General features: G+C 60.8%; 21 protein-coding genes and 3 tRNA genes. 16 read left to right on the top strand and 8 right to left on the bottom strand.

Annotated features, from left to right (window positions below):
• The first annotated feature begins 29 nt into the window (after positions 1-29).
• The 13 genes from truA to BFC21_RS02850 all read left to right on the top strand — a co-directional run bounded on the left by truA (position 30) and on the right by BFC21_RS02850 (position 10,498).
• Positions 30-854: a tRNA pseudouridine(38-40) synthase TruA gene (gene truA, locus BFC21_RS02790; RefSeq protein ID WP_088377125.1), complete on the top strand. Its 825-nt coding sequence runs from the start codon at positions 30-32 to the stop codon at positions 852-854.
• 56 nt (positions 855-910) lie between these two features.
• Positions 911-1,534 (top strand): phosphoribosylanthranilate isomerase, encoded by a 624-nt coding sequence (locus tag BFC21_RS02795; RefSeq protein WP_088377126.1) that lies wholly within the window; start codon positions 911-913, stop codon positions 1,532-1,534.
• 269 nt (positions 1,535-1,803) lie between these two features.
• A complete protein-coding gene (gene accD / locus BFC21_RS02800; RefSeq protein ID WP_088377127.1) occupies positions 1,804-2,724 on the top strand; it encodes an acetyl-CoA carboxylase, carboxyltransferase subunit beta in 921 nt (306 codons plus the stop codon).
• Complete coding sequence (folC, locus tag BFC21_RS02805; RefSeq protein ID WP_088377128.1) at positions 2,721-4,028, top strand: bifunctional tetrahydrofolate synthase/dihydrofolate synthase; 1,308 nt, start codon at positions 2,721-2,723, stop codon at positions 4,026-4,028. The genes accD and folC overlap by 4 nt, the downstream gene beginning before the upstream one ends.
• Positions 4,012-4,629, top strand: coding sequence for an SPOR domain-containing protein (locus tag BFC21_RS02810; RefSeq protein WP_088377129.1), 618 nt, complete (start codon positions 4,012-4,014; stop codon positions 4,627-4,629). The genes folC and BFC21_RS02810 overlap by 17 nt, the downstream gene beginning before the upstream one ends.
• A gap of 106 nt (positions 4,630-4,735) precedes the next feature.
• Positions 4,736-5,293: a CvpA family protein gene (locus tag BFC21_RS02815; protein WP_088377130.1), complete on the top strand. Its 558-nt coding sequence runs from the start codon at positions 4,736-4,738 to the stop codon at positions 5,291-5,293.
• Between the two features lie 41 nt (positions 5,294-5,334).
• On the top strand, positions 5,335-6,840 hold the full coding sequence (purF, locus tag BFC21_RS02820) for an amidophosphoribosyltransferase (protein WP_016780515.1): 1,506 nt from the start codon (positions 5,335-5,337) through the stop codon (positions 6,838-6,840).
• A gap of 64 nt (positions 6,841-6,904) precedes the next feature.
• A complete protein-coding gene (locus BFC21_RS02825; RefSeq protein ID WP_016780516.1) occupies positions 6,905-8,116 on the top strand; it encodes an O-succinylhomoserine sulfhydrylase in 1,212 nt (403 codons plus the stop codon).
• Positions 8,117-8,124: 8 nt separating this feature from the next.
• Entirely contained in the window at positions 8,125-8,892 is a 768-nt protein-coding gene (locus BFC21_RS02830) for an SDR family oxidoreductase (protein WP_162939380.1), read from the top strand.
• Between the two features lie 98 nt (positions 8,893-8,990).
• Positions 8,991-9,066 (top strand) — tRNA-Val (locus BFC21_RS02835).
• Between the two features lie 55 nt (positions 9,067-9,121).
• Positions 9,122-9,198: transfer RNA gene (locus BFC21_RS02840), tRNA-Asp, on the top strand.
• Between the two features lie 101 nt (positions 9,199-9,299).
• A tRNA-Asp gene (locus BFC21_RS02845) sits at positions 9,300-9,376 on the top strand.
• A gap of 288 nt (positions 9,377-9,664) precedes the next feature.
• Positions 9,665-10,498, top strand: a complete 834-nt coding sequence (locus BFC21_RS02850) for a DUF2242 domain-containing protein (RefSeq protein WP_088377132.1) — start codon at positions 9,665-9,667, stop codon at positions 10,496-10,498.
• A 235-nt stretch (positions 10,499-10,733) separates the two neighbouring features.
• Here BFC21_RS02850 and BFC21_RS02855 read toward each other — a convergent pair whose 3' ends face one another.
• Positions 10,734-11,774 carry an AraC family transcriptional regulator gene (locus tag BFC21_RS02855; protein ID WP_088377133.1) on the bottom strand — a complete coding sequence of 347 codons (1,041 nt, stop codon included), beginning with the start codon at positions 11,772-11,774 and terminating at the stop codon, positions 10,734-10,736.
• A 4-nt stretch (positions 11,775-11,778) separates the two neighbouring features.
• Positions 11,779-12,909: a carbon-nitrogen hydrolase family protein gene (locus BFC21_RS02860; protein ID WP_088377134.1), complete on the bottom strand. Its 1,131-nt coding sequence runs from the start codon at positions 12,907-12,909 to the stop codon at positions 11,779-11,781.
• A gap of 211 nt (positions 12,910-13,120) precedes the next feature.
• Between BFC21_RS02860 and BFC21_RS02865 the strand changes: the two genes are divergently transcribed.
• Entirely contained in the window at positions 13,121-15,157 is a 2,037-nt protein-coding gene (locus tag BFC21_RS02865) for an NADPH-dependent 2,4-dienoyl-CoA reductase (protein WP_088377135.1), read from the top strand.
• 70 nt (positions 15,158-15,227) lie between these two features.
• On the top strand, positions 15,228-15,947 hold the full coding sequence (locus BFC21_RS27110) for a hypothetical protein (RefSeq protein ID WP_162939280.1): 720 nt from the start codon (positions 15,228-15,230) through the stop codon (positions 15,945-15,947).
• On the opposite strand, the gene BFC21_RS02880 is transcribed toward BFC21_RS27110, so the two are convergent.
• From BFC21_RS02880 to BFC21_RS02905, 6 genes are all read right to left on the bottom strand, one after another.
• Entirely contained in the window at positions 15,927-16,712 is a 786-nt protein-coding gene (locus BFC21_RS02880; RefSeq protein WP_088377136.1) for an amino acid ABC transporter ATP-binding protein, read from the bottom strand. The genes BFC21_RS27110 and BFC21_RS02880 overlap by 21 nt on opposite strands.
• 16 nt (positions 16,713-16,728) lie before the next feature.
• A complete protein-coding gene (locus tag BFC21_RS02885; protein WP_088377137.1) occupies positions 16,729-17,970 on the bottom strand; it encodes an FAD-binding oxidoreductase in 1,242 nt (413 codons plus the stop codon).
• A gap of 48 nt (positions 17,971-18,018) precedes the next feature.
• A complete protein-coding gene (locus BFC21_RS02890; protein ID WP_016780525.1) occupies positions 18,019-18,729 on the bottom strand; it encodes an ABC transporter permease in 711 nt (236 codons plus the stop codon).
• A complete protein-coding gene (locus BFC21_RS02895; protein ID WP_088377138.1) occupies positions 18,726-19,445 on the bottom strand; it encodes an ABC transporter permease in 720 nt (239 codons plus the stop codon). The genes BFC21_RS02890 and BFC21_RS02895 overlap by 4 nt, the downstream gene beginning before the upstream one ends.
• A 104-nt stretch (positions 19,446-19,549) precedes the next feature.
• Complete coding sequence (locus tag BFC21_RS02900; protein WP_088377139.1) at positions 19,550-20,305, bottom strand: transporter substrate-binding domain-containing protein; 756 nt, start codon at positions 20,303-20,305, stop codon at positions 19,550-19,552.
• Positions 20,306-20,318: 13 nt separating this feature from the next.
• Positions 20,319-21,194 (bottom strand): MurR/RpiR family transcriptional regulator, encoded by an 876-nt coding sequence (locus BFC21_RS02905; RefSeq protein WP_016780528.1) that lies wholly within the window; start codon positions 21,192-21,194, stop codon positions 20,319-20,321.
• A 132-nt stretch (positions 21,195-21,326) separates the two neighbouring features.
• On the opposite strand from BFC21_RS02905, the gene BFC21_RS02910 reads away from it, so the two are divergent.
• Positions 21,327-22,337 carry an Ldh family oxidoreductase gene (locus tag BFC21_RS02910; protein ID WP_120265658.1) on the top strand — a complete coding sequence of 337 codons (1,011 nt, stop codon included), beginning with the start codon at positions 21,327-21,329 and terminating at the stop codon, positions 22,335-22,337.
• Positions 22,338-22,371: the final 34 nt, after the last annotated feature.

Below are 22,371 nucleotides of genomic sequence, written 5' to 3' on the forward strand. Positions count from 1 at the left end.
TGGCTAATATAGATAACCCGGCCGCTGAAATGGCCGCGGAAGGTTTTTACCGAATCGCCCTTGGCGTGGAATACAAAGGTTCGCGCTACAGCGGCTGGCAGCGCCAGGCCAATGGGGTGCTGACCGTCCAGGAAACCCTGGAAAACGCCTTGTCCAAAGTGGCCGCTTCACCGGTTTCATTGATGTGCGCCGGGCGTACCGATGCCGGTGTGCACGCCTGCGGGCAGGTGGTGCATTTTGACACCCAGGCCGAACGTTCACTGAAGGCTTGGGTCATGGGCGCCAATATCAATTTGCCCCATGACATCAGCGTTACCTGGGCCCAGGTCATGCCTGCGCATTTTCATGCGCGCTTCAAGGCTATCGCCAGGCGCTACCGCTATGTGATCTACAACGACCAGATCCGGCCTGCGCACCTGAATCAGGAAATCACCTGGAACCACCGTCCGCTTGACGTCGAGCGCATGGCCGAGGCGGCCCGCTTTCTGTTGGGTGTGCACGACTTCAGCGCCTTTCGCGCCGGCCAGTGCCAGGCCAAATCGCCGATCAAGGAAATGCACCATCTGCGCGTAACCCGCCACGGCAACATGATCGTGCTGGATATTCGCGCCAGTGCCTTTCTGCACCATATGGTACGCAATATCGCCGGCGTACTGATGACCATCGGCACGGGCGAGCGCCCGGTGGAATGGATCAAGGAAGTGCTGGAGAGTCGCGAACGCCGCTCCGGTGGCGTCACGGCCCACCCTTACGGGCTGTATCTGGTGCAAGTTGAATACCGCGATGAGTTCCAATTACCGCAACGTTACATTGGTCCACATTTCTTGACCGGTTTTAGCGGTCTGGACGGCTGACGTCCGGATAAGCATTTGTTACCATTCGGGGCTTTCGCGTCCGGGGTGTTATCGAGATGTCCGTTGTTCGCAGCAAGATCTGCGGTATTACCCGCATAGAAGATGCACTGGCTGCGGTTGAGGCCGGTGCTGATGCCATAGGCTTCGTGTTCTACGCCAAAAGCCCGCGGGCAGTCACGGCATTGCAGGCCCGGGCCATCATTGCTGCCTTGCCGCCGTTCGTGACCACGGTGGGGTTGTTCGTCAACGCCAGTGCCTGTGAACTGAACGAAACCCTGGATGCCGTGCCGCTGGACCTGTTGCAGTTCCATGGCGATGAAACCCCGCAGCAGTGCGAAGGCTATCACCGTCCTTATATCAAGGCCCTGCGGGTCAAGGCCGGTGATGACATCGCCGGCGCCTGCAAGGCGTATGCAGGAGCCAGCGGTATTTTGCTCGATGCCTATGTTGAAGGTGTGCCGGGCGGAACTGGTCAGGCCTTTGACTGGTCTTTGATACCACAGGATCTGAGCAAGCCGATTATCCTGGCGGGTGGCCTGACGGTCGACAACGTCGCCGATGCCATCGCCCGGGTAAGGCCCTATGCCGTGGATGTCAGTGGCGGTGTGGAAAAGAGCAAGGGCATCAAGGATCACGACATGATTCGTGCCTTTATGCAGGCCGTGCGTACAACAAACTGATGCCGATGTGACGGCTGGCACTCTGCCGCCGTCCATCAATACCGTTCTGCGAAGCAGGCGGGCCCGGTGAGAAGACGGGCAGAAATTAAAGTGGCGGCCGCTCTGGTGCGTGCTGTCGGGAAGGCTGAGGGTTGCAGGGTGTTTGCTGGTTTGCCGAGTGCGGACCGCGGCCCCGGCAATCATCGCCACACACCTGAATAATTTAGCTCAAGGGCATACACGGGGCCTGAACTCTACTGTTCTGGCCACCGGTACTGGAGAAAGAAAGCATGAGCAACTGGTTGGTAGACAAGCTGATTCCTTCGATCATGCGTTCCGAGGTCAAAAAGAGCTCGGTACCTGAAGGCCTGTGGCACAAATGCCCGTCTTGCGACGCTGTACTTTATCGTCCTGAGCTGGAAAAGACCCTGGACGTTTGCCCTAAATGCAATCACCACATGCGCATAGGCGCCCGCGCGCGCATTGACATCTTCCTGGATGCCGACGGTCGTGCCGAGCTGGGCGCAGACCTGGAGCCGGTTGACCGCCTCAAGTTCCGCGACAGCAAGAAGTACAAGGATCGCCTGGTTGGCGCGCAGAAGCAGACCGGTGAAAAAGACGCCCTGATTTCCATGAGCGGCACCTTGCTGGGCATGCCGGTGGTGGTATCGGCGTTCGAATTCTCCTTTATGGGCGGCTCGATGGGCGCCATCGTTGGCGAGCGCTTTGTGCGTGCCGCCAACTACGCACTGGAAAACCGCTGCCCGATGATCTGCTTTGCAGCCTCCGGCGGTGCGCGGATGCAAGAAGCCCTGATCTCCCTGATGCAAATGGCCAAGACCTCGGCGGTGCTGGCGCGTCTGCGTGAAGAAGGCATCCCGTTTATCTCGGTTCTGACCGATCCGGTGTATGGCGGTGTTTCGGCCAGCCTGGCGATGCTCGGTGACGTGATCGTGGCTGAACCCAAGGCGCTGATCGGCTTTGCCGGCCCGCGCGTGATCGAGCAGACCGTTCGCGAAAAACTGCCCGAAGGCTTCCAGCGCAGCGAGTTCCTGCTGGAGCACGGCGCGATCGACCTGATCGTTTCCCGTCAGGAACTGCGTCCACGCCTGGGCAACCTGCTGGCACAGATGATGGGCTTGCCAACCCCTGTGTTCGTAGCTGCGCCTGTTGAAACTATCGTTGTTCCGCCGGCACCTGCAAACCTATGACCCAGCGCACCCTTGGCGAGTGGCTCGCCTATCTTGAACAGCTGCATCCAGCCGCCATTGATATGGGGCTGGATCGCGCACGCGAGGTAACGAACCGCATGGGGCTGCAAAAGCCTGCGCCACGGGTGGTGACGGTGACGGGTACCAATGGCAAGGGCTCGACCTGTGCGTTTGTGGCCGCATTGCTGCAGGCGCAAGGGCTCAAGGTGGGGGTTTACAGCTCGCCCCACCTGCTGCGCTATAACGAGCGCGTACAGATTGACGGGGCTGAAATCAGCGACGAACTGCTCTGTGAGGCCTTCGCGGCCCTGGACGCAGGACGTGGCGATACGTCCCTGACTTATTTTGAAATGGGTACGCTGGCCGCCTTCTGGCTGTTTGAGCGTGCCCAGCTGGATGCCGTAGTGCTGGAAGTCGGGCTGGGCGGGCGACTGGATGCGGTCAATCTGGTGGATGCCGACCTGGCACTGGTGACCAGTATCGGTGTCGATCATGTCGAATACCTGGGCAATACCCGCGAATCCGTGGCCTTTGAAAAGGCCGGGATCTTCCGTGCGGGCAAGCCGGCCCTGTGTGGTGATCTCAATCCGCCACATACCTTGCTCGACAGGGCAGCCGAACTGGACTGCCCGCTGTTTTTGCGCGGTCGTGACTTTGACTTGAGCAGTACCGATGAGGTCTGGCATTGGCAGGGTCTGGATGCCCAGGGGCAAATGCTCGAGCTGCGCGATATTCCGCTGCTGGATCTGCCGATGGAAAACGCGGCGCTGGCCGTGCAGGCCTACGCGCTGAGCGGTCTGCCCTGGCAGCCCGAGCGGATTGTGGCAGCGCTGGCGGCTACTCGAATCACCGGGCGGCTGGATCGTCGCCAGTTCAACTGGAAGGGCAAGACCCTGAGCGTGCTGCTGGATGTGGGCCACAACCCCCATGCTGCCGAGTACCTGGCGCGCCGCCTGACGCAACGGCCGGTTGCCGGTAAGCGCCTGGCGGTGTTTGGTTTGCTGGCGGACAAGGACCTGGATGGCGTAGTGTCACAGCTGACCGGGTCGGTCGTGCATTGGGCCGTTGCGCCGCTGGACACCCCGCGCACGCGCCCGGGGGCTGAGGTCGAGGCCGCCCTGCAAGGTTTGGGCGCTTCGGTTTCGGCTTACGCCAGTGTGGCGCAAGCGCTTGAGGCGCAGTGCGAGCGGGCCACGGCTGAAGACGAAATCCTGTTGTTCGGATCATTTTATTGTGTTGCGCAGGCGCTCGAGTGGTTGGAGCAGCGTGCCACGCAGGAGGCTGCACATGGCTTTGCTGGATAAGGCGTACAAACAACGGATGGTGGGTGCCTTGGTGCTGGTGGCGCTGGCGGTTATTTTTCTGCCGATGTTGTTCTCCCGGCAGGACGAGCAGCGTCAGATCCAGGTCGATGCGCCGAGTGCCCCTGAAATGCCGGTAATGCCGCAGGTCAAGGTCGAGCCGGTTGCCGTGCCTGAACCACAGGTTATCCCTGAGGAGCCGGCTCCGGTTCAGCAGCCGGTAGTCGAACAGCAGGCGCCAGCAGCGGTAGTGGCCAAGCCTGTAGTGGCTGCGCCCAAGCCGCCAGCCGTCACGCCGGCACAGACGGTTGCCCAGGCTCCTGCCAAACTCGATACCACGCAAAAACGGGTTGACCCCAACGGCTTGCCGATCAGTTGGTCGGTCCAGTTGGTGAGCCTGTCCAATCGTGCCAGTGCCGACAACTTGCAAAAAACCCTTCGCAATCAAGGCTATAACGCTTATGTGCGATCTTCGGGCGGGATGAACCGAGTTTTTGTCGGCCCGTTGCTGGAGCGTGCAGAGGCGGACCGCCTGCGTGATTTGCTCGGCAAGCAGCAAAACCTCAAGGGTTTTGTGGTGCGCTTTCAGCCTGAGCGTGGCTGACAGGGTAAAAAGGTGCAATCTGATTGCACCGGCACGGATAAATCGCCTTACCTGAGCGGCGGCGCTCTGCTAAAATGCGCCGCCTCATCTATCCGTAGGCTGAACTGTGCCATTTACCTGGGTTGACTGGGCGATCGTTGCAATCATCGCCATCTCCGCTTTGATCAGCTTGAAGCGCGGCTTCGTAAAAGAAGCATTGTCGCTGTGCACCTGGATCATTGCCGGGGTCGTTGCCTGGATGTTCGGCGGTTCGCTGTCGCAATACCTCTCCGGATACATCGAAACACCTTCCGCCCGTGTCATCGCCGGGTGCACCATCCTGTTTGTCGCCACCTTGCTGGTAGGCGCAATGATCAATTTTCTTATCGGCGAACTGATTCGCGTCACCGGCCTGTCCGGGACCGATCGTTTCCTTGGCATGGCCTTCGGCGCTGCGCGTGGCGCGTTGCTGGTGGTCACTGCCGTCGGGCTGTTGAGCCTGGGGCCTGTACAGCAAGACTCATGGTGGCAAGAGTCGCAGCTCGTGCCACAATTTCTATTGGTTGCCGACTGGTCCAAAAACCTCATTCTGGGGTGGAGCAGTCAGTGGCTGGCCAGCGGAATCAGCGTACCCGCTGATATTCCGTTCAAGGAGCACCTCTTGCCGGCTACCCAGCCCAAGTGAGCGGTGTTCAGTTCAGATCCATTAAGTAGGGGTTGCGTCGCATGTGTGGCATCGTCGGTATCGTCGGTAAGTCGAACGTCAATCAGGCGCTGTATGACGCGCTAACCGTCCTCCAGCACCGCGGCCAGGATGCTGCCGGTATTGTGACCAGCCATAATGGCCGGTTATTTCTGCGCAAGGACAACGGGCTGGTTCGTGACGTGTTTCATCAGCGTCACATGCAGCGTCTGGTCGGCAACGTGGGCATTGGCCACGTTCGTTATCCAACCGCTGGCAGCTCGACTTCAGCTGAAGCCCAGCCGTTTTACGTCAACTCGCCCTATGGCATCACCCTGGCGCATAACGGTAACCTGACCAACGTTGAACAGCTGGCCAAGGAGATTTACGAATCTGACTTGCGTCACGTCAACACCAACTCCGATTCGGAAGTGTTGCTTAACGTCTTCGCCCATGAGCTGGCGCAGCGCGGCAAGTTGCAGCCCACTGAAGAAGACGTGTTCGCGGCTGTGGCTGATGTCCATAACCGTTGCCTCGGCGGTTACGCCGTGGTGGCAATGATCACCGGTTACGGCATTGTCGGTTTCCGCGATCCGAACGGCATTCGTCCGATCGTCTTCGGTCAGCGTCATACCGACGAAGGCGTCGAGTACATGATCGCCTCCGAAAGCGTGTCCCTTGATGTACTGGGCTTTACCCTGATCCGCGACCTGGCACCGGGCGAAGCGGTGTACATCACTGAAGACGGCAAGCTGCACACCCGTCAGTGCGCGGCCAACCCGAAACTGACCCCGTGCATCTTCGAACATGTGTACCTGGCGCGTCCGGATTCGATCATCGACGGTGTGTCGGTGTACAAGGCCCGTCTGCGCATGGGTGAGAAACTGGCCGAGAAGATCCTGCGCGAGCGTCCTGAGCACGACATCGATGTGGTCATCCCGATTCCGGACACCAGCCGTTGTGCTGCGCTGGAGCTGGCCAACCACCTGGGCGTCAAGTTCCGCGAAGGCTTTGTGAAAAACCGCTACATCGGCCGTACCTTCATCATGCCGGGCCAGGCTGCGCGTAAAAAATCCGTGCGCCAGAAGCTCAATGCCATCGAGCTTGAGTTCCGTGGCAAGAACGTGATGCTGGTGGACGACTCGATCGTGCGCGGTACTACCTGCAAGCAGATCATTCAGATGGCTCGTGAAGCCGGCGCCAAGAATGTCTACTTCTGCTCGGCTGCTCCGGCTGTGCGTTACCCGAACGTGTATGGCATTGACATGCCAAGCGCCCATGAGCTGATCGCACACAACCGCAGCACCCAGGAAGTGGCCGAGCTGATTGGTGCCGACTGGCTGATCTATCAGGACCTGCCTGACCTGATCGATGCGGTGGGGGGCGGCAAGATCAAGATCGATGCGTTCGATTGCGCGGTGTTTGACGGCAAGTACGTCACCGGCGATATTGACGACAACTACCTGGAGCGTATCGAGCGTGCGCGCAACGATGCGTCCAAGGTGGTTGCCCAGGGTGTGGGTGCCACCATCGGCATATACAACAACTAGGATTTCACCAAACCGGCCCTGATGGGCCGGTTTGCGTTTCTCTAATACAGCAAGGAGTGGCAGCATGAGTCAGGATTGGGATGCAGGTCGGCTGGACAGCGACCTCGACGGCGTAGCGTTCGACACCCTGGCGGTGCGCGCAGGCCAGCACCGTACGCCAGAAGGCGAGCACGGCGATGCGATGTTCCTGACCTCCAGCTATGTGTTCCGCACGGCCGCCGACGCGGCAGCGCGGTTTTCGGGCGAGGTGGCAGGCAACGTTTATTCGCGTTACACCAACCCTACGGTCCGTGCTTTCGAAGAGCGCATTGCCGCCCTTGAAGGTGCCGAGCAGGCCGTAGCCACGGCGACGGGCATGGCAGCCATCCTGTCGGTGGTCATGAGCCTGTGCAGCGCCGGGGACCATATCCTGGTGTCGCGCAGTGTGTTCGGTTCGACCATCAGCCTGTTTGAAAAGTATTTCAAGCGCTTCGGCGTGCAGGTTGATTATGTGCCTTTGGCCGAACTGGCCGGCTGGGATGCGGCAATCAAGCCCAACACCAAGCTGCTGTTTGTCGAGTCGCCGTCCAACCCGCTGGCCGAGCTGGTGGATATCGCCGCACTGGCAGAAATCGCCCATGCCAAGGGGGCCTTGCTGGTAGTAGACAACTGCTTCTGCACGCCAGCCTTGCAGCAGCCGCTGAAGCTGGGCGCAGACATCGTGGTGCATTCGGCAACCAAGTTTATCGATGGTCAGGGCCGTTGCATGGGCGGCGTGGTTGCCGGTCGTGGCGAGCTGATGAAAGAAATCGTCGGTTTCCTGCGCACTGCCGGGCCGACCCTGAGCCCGTTCAATGCGTGGATCTTCCTCAAGGGGCTGGAGACTCTCAATCTGCGTATGCGCGCTCACTGCGCCAGTGCCCAGGCCCTGGCCGAGTGGCTGGAGCAGCAGGACGGCGTAGAGAAGGTTCACTACGCCGGTCTCAAGAGTCATCCACAGTACGAATTGGCCCAGCGCCAGCAGCGCGGTTTTGGTGCCGTTGTCAGTTTTGAGGTCAAGGGCGGCAAGGAGGGCGCCTGGCGCTTTATCGACGCCACCCGCCTGATCTCGATCACTGCCAACCTGGGTGACAGCAAAACCACGATTACCCATCCGGCGACCACTTCCCATGGCCGCCTGGCACCGCAGGAGCGTGAAGCGGCCGGTATTCGTGACAGCCTGATCCGCATTGCCGTGGGTCTGGAAGATGTTGCCGACCTGCAGGCCGACCTTGCACGGGGCCTGGCTGCGCTGTGACCGATTGGATGCTCGAAGCACCGGTTGGCGGTAATGGCCGTGTAGCGCTGGTGACCGGCGCTGCACGCGGCATTGGCCTGGGGATTGCGGCCTGGCTGGTCAGTGAAGGCTGGCAAGTGGTGTTGACCGATATTGACCGTGCCCGTGGCGCCAGGGTGGCCAAGGCGCTGGGTGAAAGTGCCTGGTTCGTGACGATGGATGTGTCGGTTGAGGCCGATGTCATCCAGTGTGTCGCCCAGGTGCTGGGGCAGTTCGGCCGGCTCGACGGGCTGGTGTGCAACGCCGCGATTGCGGATCCGCACAATACGCCTCTGGAAAGCCTCGACCTGCAACACTGGAACCGCGTCCTGGCGGTCAATCTCACCGGGCCGATGTTGCTGGCCAAGCATTGCGCGCCGTATCTGCGTGCGCATTGCGGGGCGATCGTTAACCTGGCTTCTACCCGCGCCCGTCAGTCGGAGCCTGATACCGAGGCTTATGTGGCGAGCAAGGGCGGGTTGCTGGCATTGACCCACGCACTGGCCATCAGCCTTGGCCCGCAGATCAGGGTCAATGCTGTCAGCCCGGGCTGGATCGATGCCCGTGATCCCTCTGCAAGGCGCGCAGAGCCGCTGACAGAGGCCGATCATGCCCAGCACCCGGCGGGCCGGGCAGGGAGCGTGGAAGACGTTGCAGCGATGGTTGCGTGGTTGTTGTCGCGCAATGCCGGTTTTGTCACGGGGCAGGAGTTTGTGGTGGATGGCGGCATGAGCAAGAAGATGATCTACGGCGAGTAAGGCCAGACCACTATTTTTGCAAATTTCGAAAAAAACCCAATCTTGTCCTTGACTTAGCTTCGATAGGTGCGTAAATTTCGCGGCCTCAACGAAGCAAAGGGTGATTAGCTCAGCTGGGAGAGCATCTGCCTTACAAGCAGAGGGTCGGCGGTTCGATCCCGTCATCACCCACCACTTCTTGAGATTCTCGCAAGAGAAAGGTCGTTCCGAAAGGAACTGCCACCGACGCGCAGCGGTAGTTCAGTCGGTTAGAATACCGGCCTGTCACGCCGGGGGTCGCGGGTTCGAGTCCCGTCCGCTGCGCCATATTTGTACAAATCAGGCTCGCCTGGTTTGCGATTGAAAAGCACCGAAGCTGTTCAGTCACAGGTTTAAAAGTTTCAAACGGGCGCAAGTCCGAGCGATACGCAGCGGTAGTTCAGTCGGTTAGAATACCGGCCTGTCACGCCGGGGGTCGCGGGTTCGAGTCCCGTCCGCTGCGCCATATTTGCTCCAGAGCCCTTGAACTCTCTGAAGCTGCAAAAAAAGCGACCCAAGGGTCGCTTTTTTTGTGCCCGGGATTTGGCTCGGGATGCTGCAAAATCGCTATGGGTGCTGGCTTGCCTGCGACACACGCGGCGCGGTGCTTCTGCTGGTTCGCGCGGATGCCATCGCGAGCAAGCCCGCTCCCACAGGCGATGCGCAGTTTCACGGGGGATGAGCCAATCAAACCCACGCAAAAAACCCCACTTGATGCACAATACGCCCCGTACCGTTCTCTTCAGGATCTTCAATGCTTATGTCATTCCCCGTGCGTGCCGTGGTAGTCGCCCTCGTGCTGACTGGTCTCGCAGGTTGTTCGTCGAAGAAAACAGCCATCTATGAACATGAAAACTTCGATGACTCCGGTACGTTCTCGCGCAATTACCCGGTGACCGACAAGACTGCCTGCGAAGCAGCGCGCCGCGCTTTGCTCAGCCAGGGCTATATCATCACCAGCAACGACCCAAAGATGATCAGCGGCCACAAGAGCTTCCAGCAAACTGGCGAAAGCCATCTGGAAATCAGCTTCAACATTGTGTGTGCTGACGATGGCGGTTCTGAGCATCACGCCACCATGTTCGCCAATGCGCTGCAGGACCGATACGCACTGAAGAAAGTCAACAACTCTGCCAGCCTGGGTGTCGGTGTGCTGGGGTCGGTGTCGATGCCGATTGGCTCCACCGATGACTCGATGGTCAAGGTCGCCAGCGAGACGGTGTCTTCGGCGCAGTTCTATGACCGTTTCTTTGGCTTGGTCGAAGTGTTCCTGCCCAAGCCCAAGGAAGAAAAGAAAGCGCCGCACGCCCCGCAACAACCCAAGCCTGAATTGGGTGTGCCGGAACCCGCGCCGGTGAAGGCTGAAGTCGTTGTGCCTGCAGCTGTGCCGGTTATTGTGCCTGAGCCTGCGGTGGCGCCTGTCAGCGAGCCGGTGGTGCCACCGGCAGCCGTTGAGCCTGTGCTGCCTGCTGAGGTGCCTGTAACGGTGCCAGCAGTTGTGGCACCGGTGACGCCTGTGGTCGAGCCTGCAGCTGAGCCTGCCATCACCCCCGCACCTGCCGCAGCAGAGCCTTCCACCGTTCAATAACTGTGCAGTAAATCTCAAAAGCTCTGCTACGTTTATCAATGGGTATTGACAGTGCGCGCGAAGGTGTCATTTTTCCTTCATGCGGGCACTTTATGCTCAGGCATGACTTAACACAGACTGAAAAGGGATGCTGCAATGGACGACTATCAGGAAGAGCTGCTTGAGTACCAGGCCTTTGAACTGGACCCGCTGGACCCTGCCGATGACGCGACAGAGCTTTGAGCCCTGCATCGCCTCAGGCAGATTGGCGCTGACGCCGGCGGTACTCCCCCGGCGTCTGCGCATTCCAGCGCTTGAAAGCCCGCTGAAACGCCTCGGCTGAGGCAAACCCCAACAAATAGGCAATTTCGCCAAAGGCCAGCTCTGTATCACGGATATAGGTCATGGCGAGGTCGCGTCGTGTGTCATTGAGAATGGCGCGAAACTGCGTGCCTTCTTCTGTCAGCTTGCGGCGCAGGGTCCAGGTTGGCAGCTTCAGGCGTGCCGCCACTTCTTCCAGGTCGGGTTCGCGACCGCCATTGAGCAAAGGCCCCAGCAATTGCGTGATGCGCTCGCGCAGGCTGCGGGTGCGGGTCAGTTGCTCCAGTTCCCGTTCGCACAATTGCAGCAGGTACGCCCAGGTGCTGGGGCAGTGCTGGGGGTTGCGCAAGTCGAGGGTGGCGTGATTGAGGCGCAATTGATTGGTGTCGGCGCGAAAGTGGATTGCGACACTGCCCAGCTCGCTGTAGTGCTGCGCGTAATCCGGCTCGCTGAATTCAATATCGATCTGTTCGCAGCTCAAGGGTTGCGCCGCGACCGTTGACAGGTGCTGCAACCAGCCAGCGATGATCGAGTCCACCACAAAGCGGTTGTAGGCGTTGTACGGGCTGATGGAGTAAAACCGCAGCCAGGCGCCCCGGGCATCTTCGTGCAGGCTCGATTGCCCGCGGTAGTTGGAGCCGTACAAGGGCTCGAAGCGGATCAGGGTGCGTGCCGCTTCACGCACGGTGGGGGCCTGGGCTGCGGTAACCCCGGCCAGCCCCACCTGGCTCAGGCGGCTAAGCTGGCCCATGCGCAGGCCCAGGGCCGGGTTGCCGGTCAGGGCAATCGCGGCGTGGCCCAGGCGCATATAGCGGGGGATCGACAGGCGTGCCAGCGGCTGGGCCAGGCGAGCCGGGTCCAGGCCGAACTGTTCGAGCAGCGGTGCCGGGTCTTGGGCGCAACTGCGCACGGCGTCAGCCAGGGCCTGGACAAACCCGACCGAAAGATCGCCCAGGCGCATCGGCAGCGGCTTCATGGCATTACAACCAGAGATTGAGCAACCGGGCGCCGCTCACCGGCTGGTCCGGGCTGGTCTGGCCGTTGCGGCTGATAAAGCCCTGGCCGGTGCTGTGCTTGTCCCAGAACTTGCCGCGCAGGAACACGGTCATGCCCGCTTCGGCGGTGCTGCTGGGCAGGCTGCTGATGAGGGTCAGGCGATGCCAGGCATCGCCTTCGGTCACTTCGCCGGGCTTGAGGCTGATTTCGCTGGGGGTCGATACGCTTTTATAGCCGCCCCAGGGCTTGTCCCAAGTGGTCTTGCCGACGATAAACGCTGGCACGGCAATCAATTGCACGCCTTTTTCGTTGAGGGTGCGGTAGTTCTCGGGGTACCAGCTGTCGCTGCCGATCAGGATGCCCAGGCGCCCGGCCGGGGTGTCCACCACATTCAACTCATGGTCGGGGCCGGGCTGGATATAGCTCTGTTCTTCATAGGTGGGCAATAACTGAAGCTGGGGTTTGCCGAGCGCTACGCCCGTGCGGTCAAACACCACGCTGCTGTTGTACAGCGGGCCGCTGCCGGGCAGCAGCTTGCCGTGCTCAATGCGTGGCTCGGGCAATGCAATGCTGCCAGCCACCAGGGTTACCCCGAATTCCTTGGCCAGGCCACCGAACAGCGTCTGGTAGTCGGCGGCCATGCTGGCGGCCTTCATGCGCAGGTGGGCATCGTTGGTCCGGCTTTCGCCGTCGGCCCGTAACCAGGCACCGGCGAAGGCCAGGGGGTTGCTGATGGCCAGCCAGTGCATGGCTTCATTGAGGTTGGCTGCCTGGTACAGCTGGCTTTTTTCGCCACGGAACATCAGCCACGAGCCGATATGTTCCGGCAGTACCACTACGGTTTTGTCGTTGATCAGGCCGGCGTCGCGGGCGCTGTTGAGGTACGCCGCAAGCTTGAGGTGAACCAGTGCCAGGCTTTGATAATCCCGTGGCGACAGATCGGGTTCGATGCCCAGCAGGTTGCCACGGTCGTTATTGACGCCGTCGTTGATGGCCAGCTCGATACGCAGGTCAGACAGGTAGTGGCCAACGTCCCTTTGCGTGGTCCACCAGGCATAGCTGCCGGCAGCGGCGAGAAGGGCAATCAGTAAGGTGCAGCCAATGAGTTTGCGCATAGAGATAGAGCGGACAGCTTTCAGCGGAATTCGGCCTCTAGGGTAGGTGGCGCGCGCCGACTTGCCAAGGGGGGCTGCGCACTAGGGTTAATAATTTGTAACTTTGGGTCATTGAGTGGGGCCGATTGAGTCTTTACTGTGCCTCCTATCAAGCGCCGGGAGCCGCAGAGCATCCCGCGTTCCGTGATTTCGCCCGTTGTGGAGCTTTTCGATGACCGCCCCTCGTTACCCGCATTTACTCGCCCCCCTGGATCTGGGTTTTACCACCTTGCGCAACCGCAGCCTGATGGGCTCGATGCACACCGGCCTGGAAGAAAAGCCTGGCGGCTTTGAGCGCATGGCTGCCTACTTTGCCGAGCGTGCTCGTGGCGGCGTGGGCCTGATTGTCACTGGCGGCATTGCACCCAATGACGAGGGTGGGGTGTACAGCGGCGCAGCCAAGCTGAGCACCGTCGAAGAAGCCGAAAAGCATGTGGTCGTGACCCGCGCCGTACACGATGCCGGCGGCAAGATCTGCCTGCAGATCCTCCACGCCGGGCGCTATGCCTACAGCCCGCGCCAGGTCGCGCCGAGTGCGATCCAGGCACCGATCAACCCGTTCAAGCCAAAGGAGCTGGACGAGGAGGGCATCGAAAAGCAGATCAGCGACTTCGTGACCTGCGCCAGGCTGGCCCAAAGCGCGGGCTATGACGGTGTCGAGATCATGGGCTCGGAAGGCTACCTGATTAACCAGTTCCTGGCGGCGCACACCAACCAGCGTACCGACCGTTGGGGTGGCAGTTACGAAAACCGCATGCGCCTGCCGGTGGAAATCGTACGTCGCGTGCGCGAAGCCGTTGGCTCGAATTTCATTATCATTTACCGCCTGTCGATGCTCGATCTGGTGGAAGGCGGCAGCGTCTGGGAAGAAATCGTGCAACTGGCCAAGGCTGTCGAATCGGCCGGTGCGACCCTGATCAACACCGGTATCGGCTGGCACGAAGCGCGTATCCCGACGATCGCCACCAAGGTGCCCCGTGCGGCGTTCAGCAAGGTCACGGCCAAGCTGCGTGGCTCGGTGAAGGTACCGCTGATTACCACCAACCGCATCAACACCCCGGAAATCGCCGAGCAGATTCTGGCCGATGGCGATGCCGACATGGTGTCGATGGCGCGCCCGTTCCTGGCCGACCCCGAGTTCGTCAACAAGGCGGCTGCCGGGCGCAGCGACGAGATCAATACCTGCATCGGTTGCAACCAGGCGTGCCTTGACCACACCTTTGGCGGCAAACTGACCAGTTGCCTGGTCAACCCGCGTGCCTGCCATGAAACCGAACTCAATTATTTGCCGACCATTGCCGTGAAAAAAATCGCCGTGGTGGGTGCCGGCCCGGCCGGGCTGGCTGCTGCCACCGTAGCCGCCGAGCGCGGGCATGAGGTGATGCTGTTTGACTCGGCCAGCGAAATCGGTGGTCAGTTCAACGTGGCCAAGCGCGTGCCGGGCAAGGAAGAGTTTTTCGAAACCCTGCGTTACTTCAAGCGCAAGCTGCAAACCACCGGCGTCGAGCTGTGCCTGAATACCCGGGTGGGTGTGCAGCAATTGGTTGATGGCGGTTTTGACGAGATCATTCTGGCCACTGGCATCGCGCCACGAACTCCGGCGATTCCGGGCATCGATCACCCCAAGGTGCTGAGCTACCTGGATGTGATTCTGCAGCGTAAGCCGGTGGGCGCCAAAGTGGCGGTGATTGGCGCGGGCGGGATTGGTTTTGACGTGTCGGAGTTCCTAGTGCATCAGGGCGTTGCCACCAGCCAGGACCGCGAGGCGTTCTGGAAGGAATGGGGCATCGACAGTGCGCTTGAAGCCCGTGGCGGTGTGGCGGGAATCAAGCCCGAGGTGCATGCCCCGGCGCGCCAGGTGTTCCTGCTGCAACGGAAAAAAACCAAGGTGGGTGACGGCCTGGGCAAAACCACCGGCTGGATCCACCGCGCGGGTCTGAAAAACAAGCAGGTGCAGATGCTCAACAGTGTCGAGTACCTGGGCATCGACGATGCAGGGCTACATATCCGCATTGGCGAAGGCGAGCCGCAGGTGTTGGCAGTGGACAACATTGTGATTTGCGCCGGGCAGGACCCGTTGCGTGAGTTGCAGGACGGGCTGGTGGCAGCGGGGCAGAACGTGCACTTGATTGGCGGCGCGGATGTGGCGGCGGAGCTGGATGCCAAGCGGGCCATTGATCAGGGGTCGAGATTGGCGGCGCAGCTGTAGATAACCGACATCCACAGGTTTTGCGGTGTGTGCTGAGACTGCGCCTTGCCAAATTCTTGTGGGAGCGGGCTTGCTTGCGATGGGATCACTGCGGTTTGCCAGTCAGACCGCGTCGCTGGCATCGCAGGCAAGCCAGCTCCCACAGATTTTGTGGTGCTCAAGGAAGCTGCGCCTTGCCAGGGACAATGTGGGAGCGGGCTTGCTCGCGATGGGATCACTGCGGTTTGCCAGTCAGACCGCGTCGCAGGCATCGCAGGCAAGCCAGCTCCCACAGATTTTGTGGTGCTCAAGGAAGCTGCGCCTTGCCAGGGACAATGTGGGAGCGGGCTTGCTCGCGATGGGATCACTGCGGTTTGCCAGTCAGACCGCGTCGCAGGCAAGCCAGCTCCTACAGGTTCCGTGGTGCCCAAAGAAGCTGCGCCTTGCCAGGGACAATGTGGGAGCGGGCTTGCCCGCGATGGGATCACTGCGGTTTGCCAGCCAGATCGCATCGCAGGCAAGCCAGCTCCTACAGGTTCCGTGGTGCCCAAAGAAGCTGCGCCTTGCCAGGGACAATGTGGGAGCGGGCTTGCTCGCGATGGCATCACTGCGGTTTGCCAGCCAGACCGCGTCGCAGGCATCGCAGGCAAGCCAGCTCCCACAGATTTTGTGGTGTTCAAAGAAGCTGCGACTTGCCAGGGACAATGTGGGAGCGGGCTTGCCCGCGATGGCATCACTGCGGTTTGCCAGCCAGATCGCATCGCAGGCAAGCCAGCTCCCACACCTGTGTTTAATGCACGATCTGCGCTAAAAACGCCTTGGCCCGCGGGCTTTTCGGGGCGTTGAAGAAGTCCTCCGGCGGCGAGTCTTCAATCACCATGCCGCCATCCAGGAACAACACCCGCTCCGCCACCTGGCGCGCAAAGCCCATTTCATGGGTCACGCACAACATGGTCATGCCGCTGCCGGCCAGGTTGACCATCACGTCCAGCACTTCGCTGACCATCTCTGGGTCCAGTGCCGAAGTCGGCTCATCGAACAACATGATTTTCGGTTCCATGCACAACGCCCGGGCAATGGCCACACGTTGTTGCTGGCCGCCGGACAACTGGCTCGGGTATTTATCAGCCTGGCTGGCAATCCCGACCTTGGTCAAAAAGTGTTGCGCCAGTTCAATGGCCTTCTTGCGCGACAAGCCACGCACCGACATCGGCGCCAGGATGCAGTTGTCCAGCACACTCATATGCGGGAACAAGTTGAAATGCTGAAACACCATGCCGATTTCACTGCGCACCTTGCTCGCCTCACGGGTAGGCAGCGACAGGTCGGTGTCGTTGATCAGGATGCGCCCCTGTTCGGCGATTTCCAGGCGGTTGATGCAGCGGATCAACGTCGACTTGCCGGAGCCGGACGGGCCACACAGCACGATGCGTTCGCCTTCGCGCACTTTCAGGTCGATGCCCTTGAGTACATGAAAGGCGCTGTAGTACTTGTTCAGCCCGGCGATATCCACGACTACCTTGCGGGTGTCAGTGACTGGCGACACGGGGTGTACGTAAGCAGGTTGTGCGAGCATGGTGTGTCTCCAGTGATCAGTGAAAACGCTCGGCGCTATAGGGCGCAGGGTCGGTGAAAGGTTTTTCGCCGGTCATCATTTCGGCCAGCAGGCGCCCGCTGACCGGGCCCAGGGTCAGGCCATGATGGGCATGGCCAAAGTTGAACCACAGGCCCTTGTGGCGGCTGCCAGGGCCAATCACCGGGCACATGTCCGGCAGGCACGGGCGCCGGCCCAGCCAAGGTTCGGCATCCACACGCTCACCCAGCGGGTACAGGCGTTGGGCCCGTTCTTCGCAGCGGCGCAGCTGGATTTCATTGATCGGGTCATCGCTGTCGGCAAATTCGATCCCGGTGGTCAGGCGAATGCCTCCCACCATCGGTGCCAGTACATAACCGCCCACCGAATCGAGAATCGGGTGCTGCATGGTCTGGCCGTCTTTGGCCGCGTAATGCATGTGATAGCCGCGCTTGATCGCCAGGGGAATGCGATAACCCAGCGGTTCGAAAATCGCCCGCGCTTGCGGGCCCAGGGTAACCACCACTTCATTGCCGACGATCAGGCCTTTCTGGCTTTCGACCTGCCATTGCCCGGCTGTGGCCCGCAAGCTGGTGGCGTCGCCTGTGACAAAGGTGCCGCCACGTTTTACAAAGAGTTCGGCATAACCACGGGTCAGGCCGCCCGGATCGCTGACGGTCTTGGGGTCAAGCCAGTGGATGCCGCCGATCACATCGGTATGCAGCCCTGGCTCCAGGGCATGCACCTGCTGCTCGCCCAGCACCCGGTAGTTGAGCTTGTACTCACTCAGGGCCGCCGCATCGCGCTGGGCCTTGTCGAAGTCTGCCGGGGTGCGATAGACCTCGATCCAGCCGCTGTCATCGATCAGCGCCGTGACGCCGGCCGGTTCGGCCAGCAGGTCGTGTTCGCTGACGCATTTTTCAATCAGCGGCAGCATGGCGCCGGTGGCCTTGGCCAGCTCCTTGGGCGCGGATTGCTGCCAGTACTTCAACAGCCACGGCCCGGCCTTGGGCAAGTGCTTGAGGCTGTAGCGCACGTCCGATTGCTGGTTGAGGCCATAGCGCAGCAGGCGCGAGATTTCCCGCGGGAACGAGTAAGGGATGACGCTGGCGCGCTCGATCAGCCCGGCATTGCCGTGGCTGGTGCCGCTGCCCGGCATTGCGCGGTCAAGCAGCACCACGCTGCGCCCGCGGGCCTGGAGGTGCAACGCTGTACTGACGCCGACAATGCCGGCGCCCAGAACGATAGTGTCGCAGTGCATAAACAAATCCTTAAAACAGGGGCCGTGTTCGCAGCCCGGACAATGGGCTTACTGCAAGTGACGGCCGAGGCGGCCTTCGATCAGCTTCAGGCTGCGGCGCACCACTTCCACGATCAGCAGGTAGAGCACGGCGGCCCACAGGTAGACCTGGAAGTCGAAACTGCGCGAGAACGCCATCTTGGTCACGCCCATCAGGTCGTATATGGTCACCAGCGAAGCAATGGCACTGGCCTTGATCATCAGGATCAGTTCGTTGCCCAGCGGGCCGATCGCCACCAGCAGCGACTGCGGCAGGATGATCTTGCGAAAGGCGGTCCAGCGCGACAGGTTCAGGGCCTTGCAGGCTTCACGCTGGCCCTGGGCCACGGAGAGGATGCTGCCGCGCAGGATCTCGGCCTGGTAGGCCGCCGTGTTGAGGGTAAAAGCCAGCAGGGTGCAGAACCACGCATCGCGGAAAAACCACCACAGCCCAACGTCCTGCCAGAAGCCCTTGAATGAGCCCAAGCCGTAGTAGAGCAAAAACAGTTGTGCCAGCAGCGGCGAGCCGCGAAAGAAATACACATAGGCGCCGGTGAAGCTGCGCAAGAAACGGTTGCTGGACAAACGCCCCAGGGCGATCAGCAAGCCCAGCAAGGCGCCGAGCGTGAAGGAAATCGCCACCAGCTTGCCCGTGACCAGCAGCCCGTCGATAAAGCGCGGGCCATAACGCTCCAGCAAATCGGGGTTGAGAAACATGTTTTGCAGGTCCGCCAGGCTCATGGCTGCACGCTCCGTTGGTGGCGGCTGAAGTAGCGCTCAAGGAAGGCGAACAGGCGCCCCGAGATCGCCGAGAAAAACAGATAACCCAGGCAGGCGACGGTGTAGAACAGCATCGGCTCCTTGGTCACGCTCACCGCCAGGTTGGTCTGGCGCATCAGGTCCACCAGGGAGATGGTCGACACCAGCGAGGTGTCCTTGAGCAGCGACAACCAGTTGTTCGACAGACCGGGCAGGGCGATGCGCGCCAGTTGCGGCAGTACCACCTTGCGAAAGGTGGTGAATTTGCTCAGGCCCAGGGCCGAGGCCGCTTCGAACTGACCCTTGGGGATGGTCTTGAACGCACCCAGCCAGATCTCGCTGGAGAAGGCGGCAAATACCAGGCTGAAAGCCACCATCGCGGCGACGAAGGTATTGATCGTCACCTGGGCGTCGTAGCCCATCATGGCCAGCAGCTTTTGCGCGGCGATCTGGCAGCCGTAGTAAATGATCAGTAGGGTCAGCAGTTCCGGCAAACCACGAAATACTGTGGAAAAAGTGGTCGCCCACGCCCGCAGCCAACGGTTTTTCGAGCGTGCCGCCACCGCTACGGCCAGGCCCAGGGGCAAGCCGATGGGCAGGCAGCTCAAGGCCAGGGCAATGGTCACCAGCGCACCGGCGAGCAGCGCCGAGCCCCAGCCGCCACTGGCAAAAGAAAGGAGTGAGAGTTGATCGAGCATGCTCGAGTCCCCGGGCAAAATTGGGCCGAAATTCAGCCGCCGCGCACCTTAAGTGCGCAGGGCAGGGTCAATGGCAGGGAGGCCCTCAAACGAGGGCGGGCGACTCAGTAAATGTCGAAGTCGAAGTACTTGCTGCTGATTTTTTTGTAAGTGCCGTCGGCGACGATTTCGTCCAGCGCCTTGTTGAAGCGCTCGCGCAGCACGGTGTCGCTCTGGCGCACGGCAATGGCCGCGTCGGCATTGGTGCCGTTGACGTCACCGATGATCTTGCAGCAGTCGTCGCTGGCTTTGTTGATCCACTCCAGCAGCGGGAATTTGTCGGCAATCACCGCATCGACGCGGCCGTTTTTCAGCTCGGCATTGGCCTCGTCCAGGGTTGGATAGAGGTTGAGCTTGGCTCCGGCTTTTTCGTAGTGGTCTTCGGCGTAGATGCCCTGGGTCGCTGCGCCCTGGGCACCGATGGTGCGGCCCTTGAAGTTGATCTGGGCATCGGTGATGTCAGAGTCTTTAGGTACGGCAATGGACAGCGGCGTGCGGTAGTAGTGATTGGTGAACGCGATTTTCTTCTTGCGCTCATCGGTCACGATCATCGAAGCCACGATAGCGTCGTACTTTTTCGCCATTAGCCCCGGGATGATGCCGTCCCAATCCTGGGCGACGATCTTGCATTGCGCGTTCATGCGTTCGCACAGGGCATTGGTGATATCGACGTCAAAGCCGGACACCGTGCCGTCAGAATTGGTGGTGTTGAAAGGAGGGTAGGCGCCTTCGGTGGCGATAGTCAGTGTATCGGCGTGAGCGTTGGCGGCAACGGCGGCCACCAGGGCGCATGCACTTGCAAAGCGAATGACGTATTTCATCTAGCACCTCGTTTTATTGTTTTGATCCGGGTGAGGATGTGTAGCCCACGAACTCATTGTGTAAGGCCGCGGTTGCCTCAAGACGCTTCTCAACGTCAGGCCCCAGTTGTTTGCACACTTCGTTGATCAGCAGATGCACCAGCGACAGCATGGCCGCGGTGGATTCCCAGAACAGGTTGAATTCGGTGGGCACGCGGAACACTTCACTGGCGCTCTGGTCGGCCCAGTCACAGAAGGTGTCGGTGATTAACGTGACCTCGATCCCGGCCTCGCGCGCCTTGCGGCACAACAGCTGGGCGTGGCGTGAATAGCGGCGGGCTTCAAACACCACCAGGGCACAGTCGGCGGGCGGGCACAGCAGCACGTCGGCGTAATGCCCGGCGGCACCGTCCACCAGCTGCACGCCGTCGCGCAGGTATTGCAGCAAGTGCACCATCGAGGCGGCGATCCCGCGCTCGGTCTGGAACCCTGCGACAAACACCTTGCGCCGTGTGGCCAGGCGCTGGCTGACGGCCTGCCACTGTGGCGTGAGGCTGTATTCGTAGACCTTGACCAGCGCTCCGACTTCCAGCTCGAAGCTGCGCGGCAGGGCCTGCGGGCTCTGGCTCGATTGCTGGCGGAATTCTTGCAGGCGATCACCGACCAGCCACGGGCCATCGCCCAGGTCGTCCTTGAGATCGTTTTTTAAATCCTTGAAATGGCTGTAGCCCAGGGAGCGGCAAAAGCGCCCGACACTGGATTCGCTGACCCCCAGTTTGCTGGCGATGTCGGCGGCGGTCTGAAAGGGCAGCTCGTAAAGATTGGCCAGCATGTAACTGGCAATCGCCCGGCCCGACGGGGCGGCGGTTGACAGACTGCTTTCAAGGCGTTGTTTAATCGGCTGGCTCACGACTGCTTCCTGTTTTTATTTCAGCGCGTTGCAGAAAGTGAATGTTTTCTGTCATTAAGTCAACAATTGACAGAGAACTGTCATCGAAGGATAGTTTGCCTCAGACAAAAATAATCAGATTGGAGCGCCAGAATGTCTTCCACGCAGTCGCTTTCCCTCGCCGAATTGACCGCTTTGCTGCAGCGAATTTTCGAGCGTCATGGCACCTCGCCGCAGGTCGCCCGGGTACTGGCGGACAACTGCGCCCGAGCCCAGCGCGATGGTTCCTACAGTCACGGCGTGTTTCGCATTCCGGGCTATCTGTCGTCATTGGCCAGCAACTGGGTGGATGGCCAGGCGGTGCCGGTGGTAGAAGACGTCGCCTCGGGTTTTATCCGCGTGGACGCCGCTGGTGGCTTCGCCCAGCCGGCCCTGGCTGCGGCCCGTGAATTGCTGGTGGCAAAAGCCCGCAGCGCCGGGATCGCGGTACTGGCGATTCGCAACTCCCATCACTTTGCCGCGCTCTGGCCGGATGTCGAGCCGTTTGCCGAAGAAGGCCTGGTGGCCTTGAGCGTGGTCAACAGCATGACCTGCGTGGTGCCCCACGGTGCGCAAAAACCGCTGTTTGGCACCAACCCGATCGCCTTCGCCGCGCCCCGTGCCGATGGTCATCCGATTGTCTTCGACCTGGCCACCAGCGCCATTGCCCACGGCGACGTGCAAATAGCTGCGCGCAAGGGCCACTCGCTGCCTGCGGGCATGGGGGTGGACAAGCAGGGCGAGCCGACCGAAGACCCGAAAGCCATTCTCGATGGTGGCGCCTTGCTGCCCTTTGGCGGGCACAAGGGCTCGGCGCTGTCGATGATGGTCGAATTGCTGGCGGCGGCGCTGACGGGAGGTAACTTCTCGTTCGAGTTTGACTGGTCGAAACACCCGGGCGCGCAAACCCCGTGGACCGGTCAACTGCTGATCGTGATCGACCCGAGCAAGTCCGGCGGCAACAGCTTTGCCCAGCGCAGCGCCGAACTGGTGCGGCAGATGCATGCGGTGGGGCTGGAGCGCATGCCCGGGGACCGGCGCTTTATCGAGCGCGCCAAGTCGTTGAGCGCAGGTATCCCGCTGGGGGCTGAAGAACTGGCCAAATTGCGCGAGCTGGCAGGTTAACTGAACACCGCAAAACCTGTGGGAGCGGGCTTGC

It is taken from the genome of Pseudomonas sp. TMW 2.1634 (genome assembly GCF_001703595.1).
GTDB lineage: Bacteria > Pseudomonadota > Gammaproteobacteria > Pseudomonadales > Pseudomonadaceae > Aquipseudomonas > Aquipseudomonas fragi.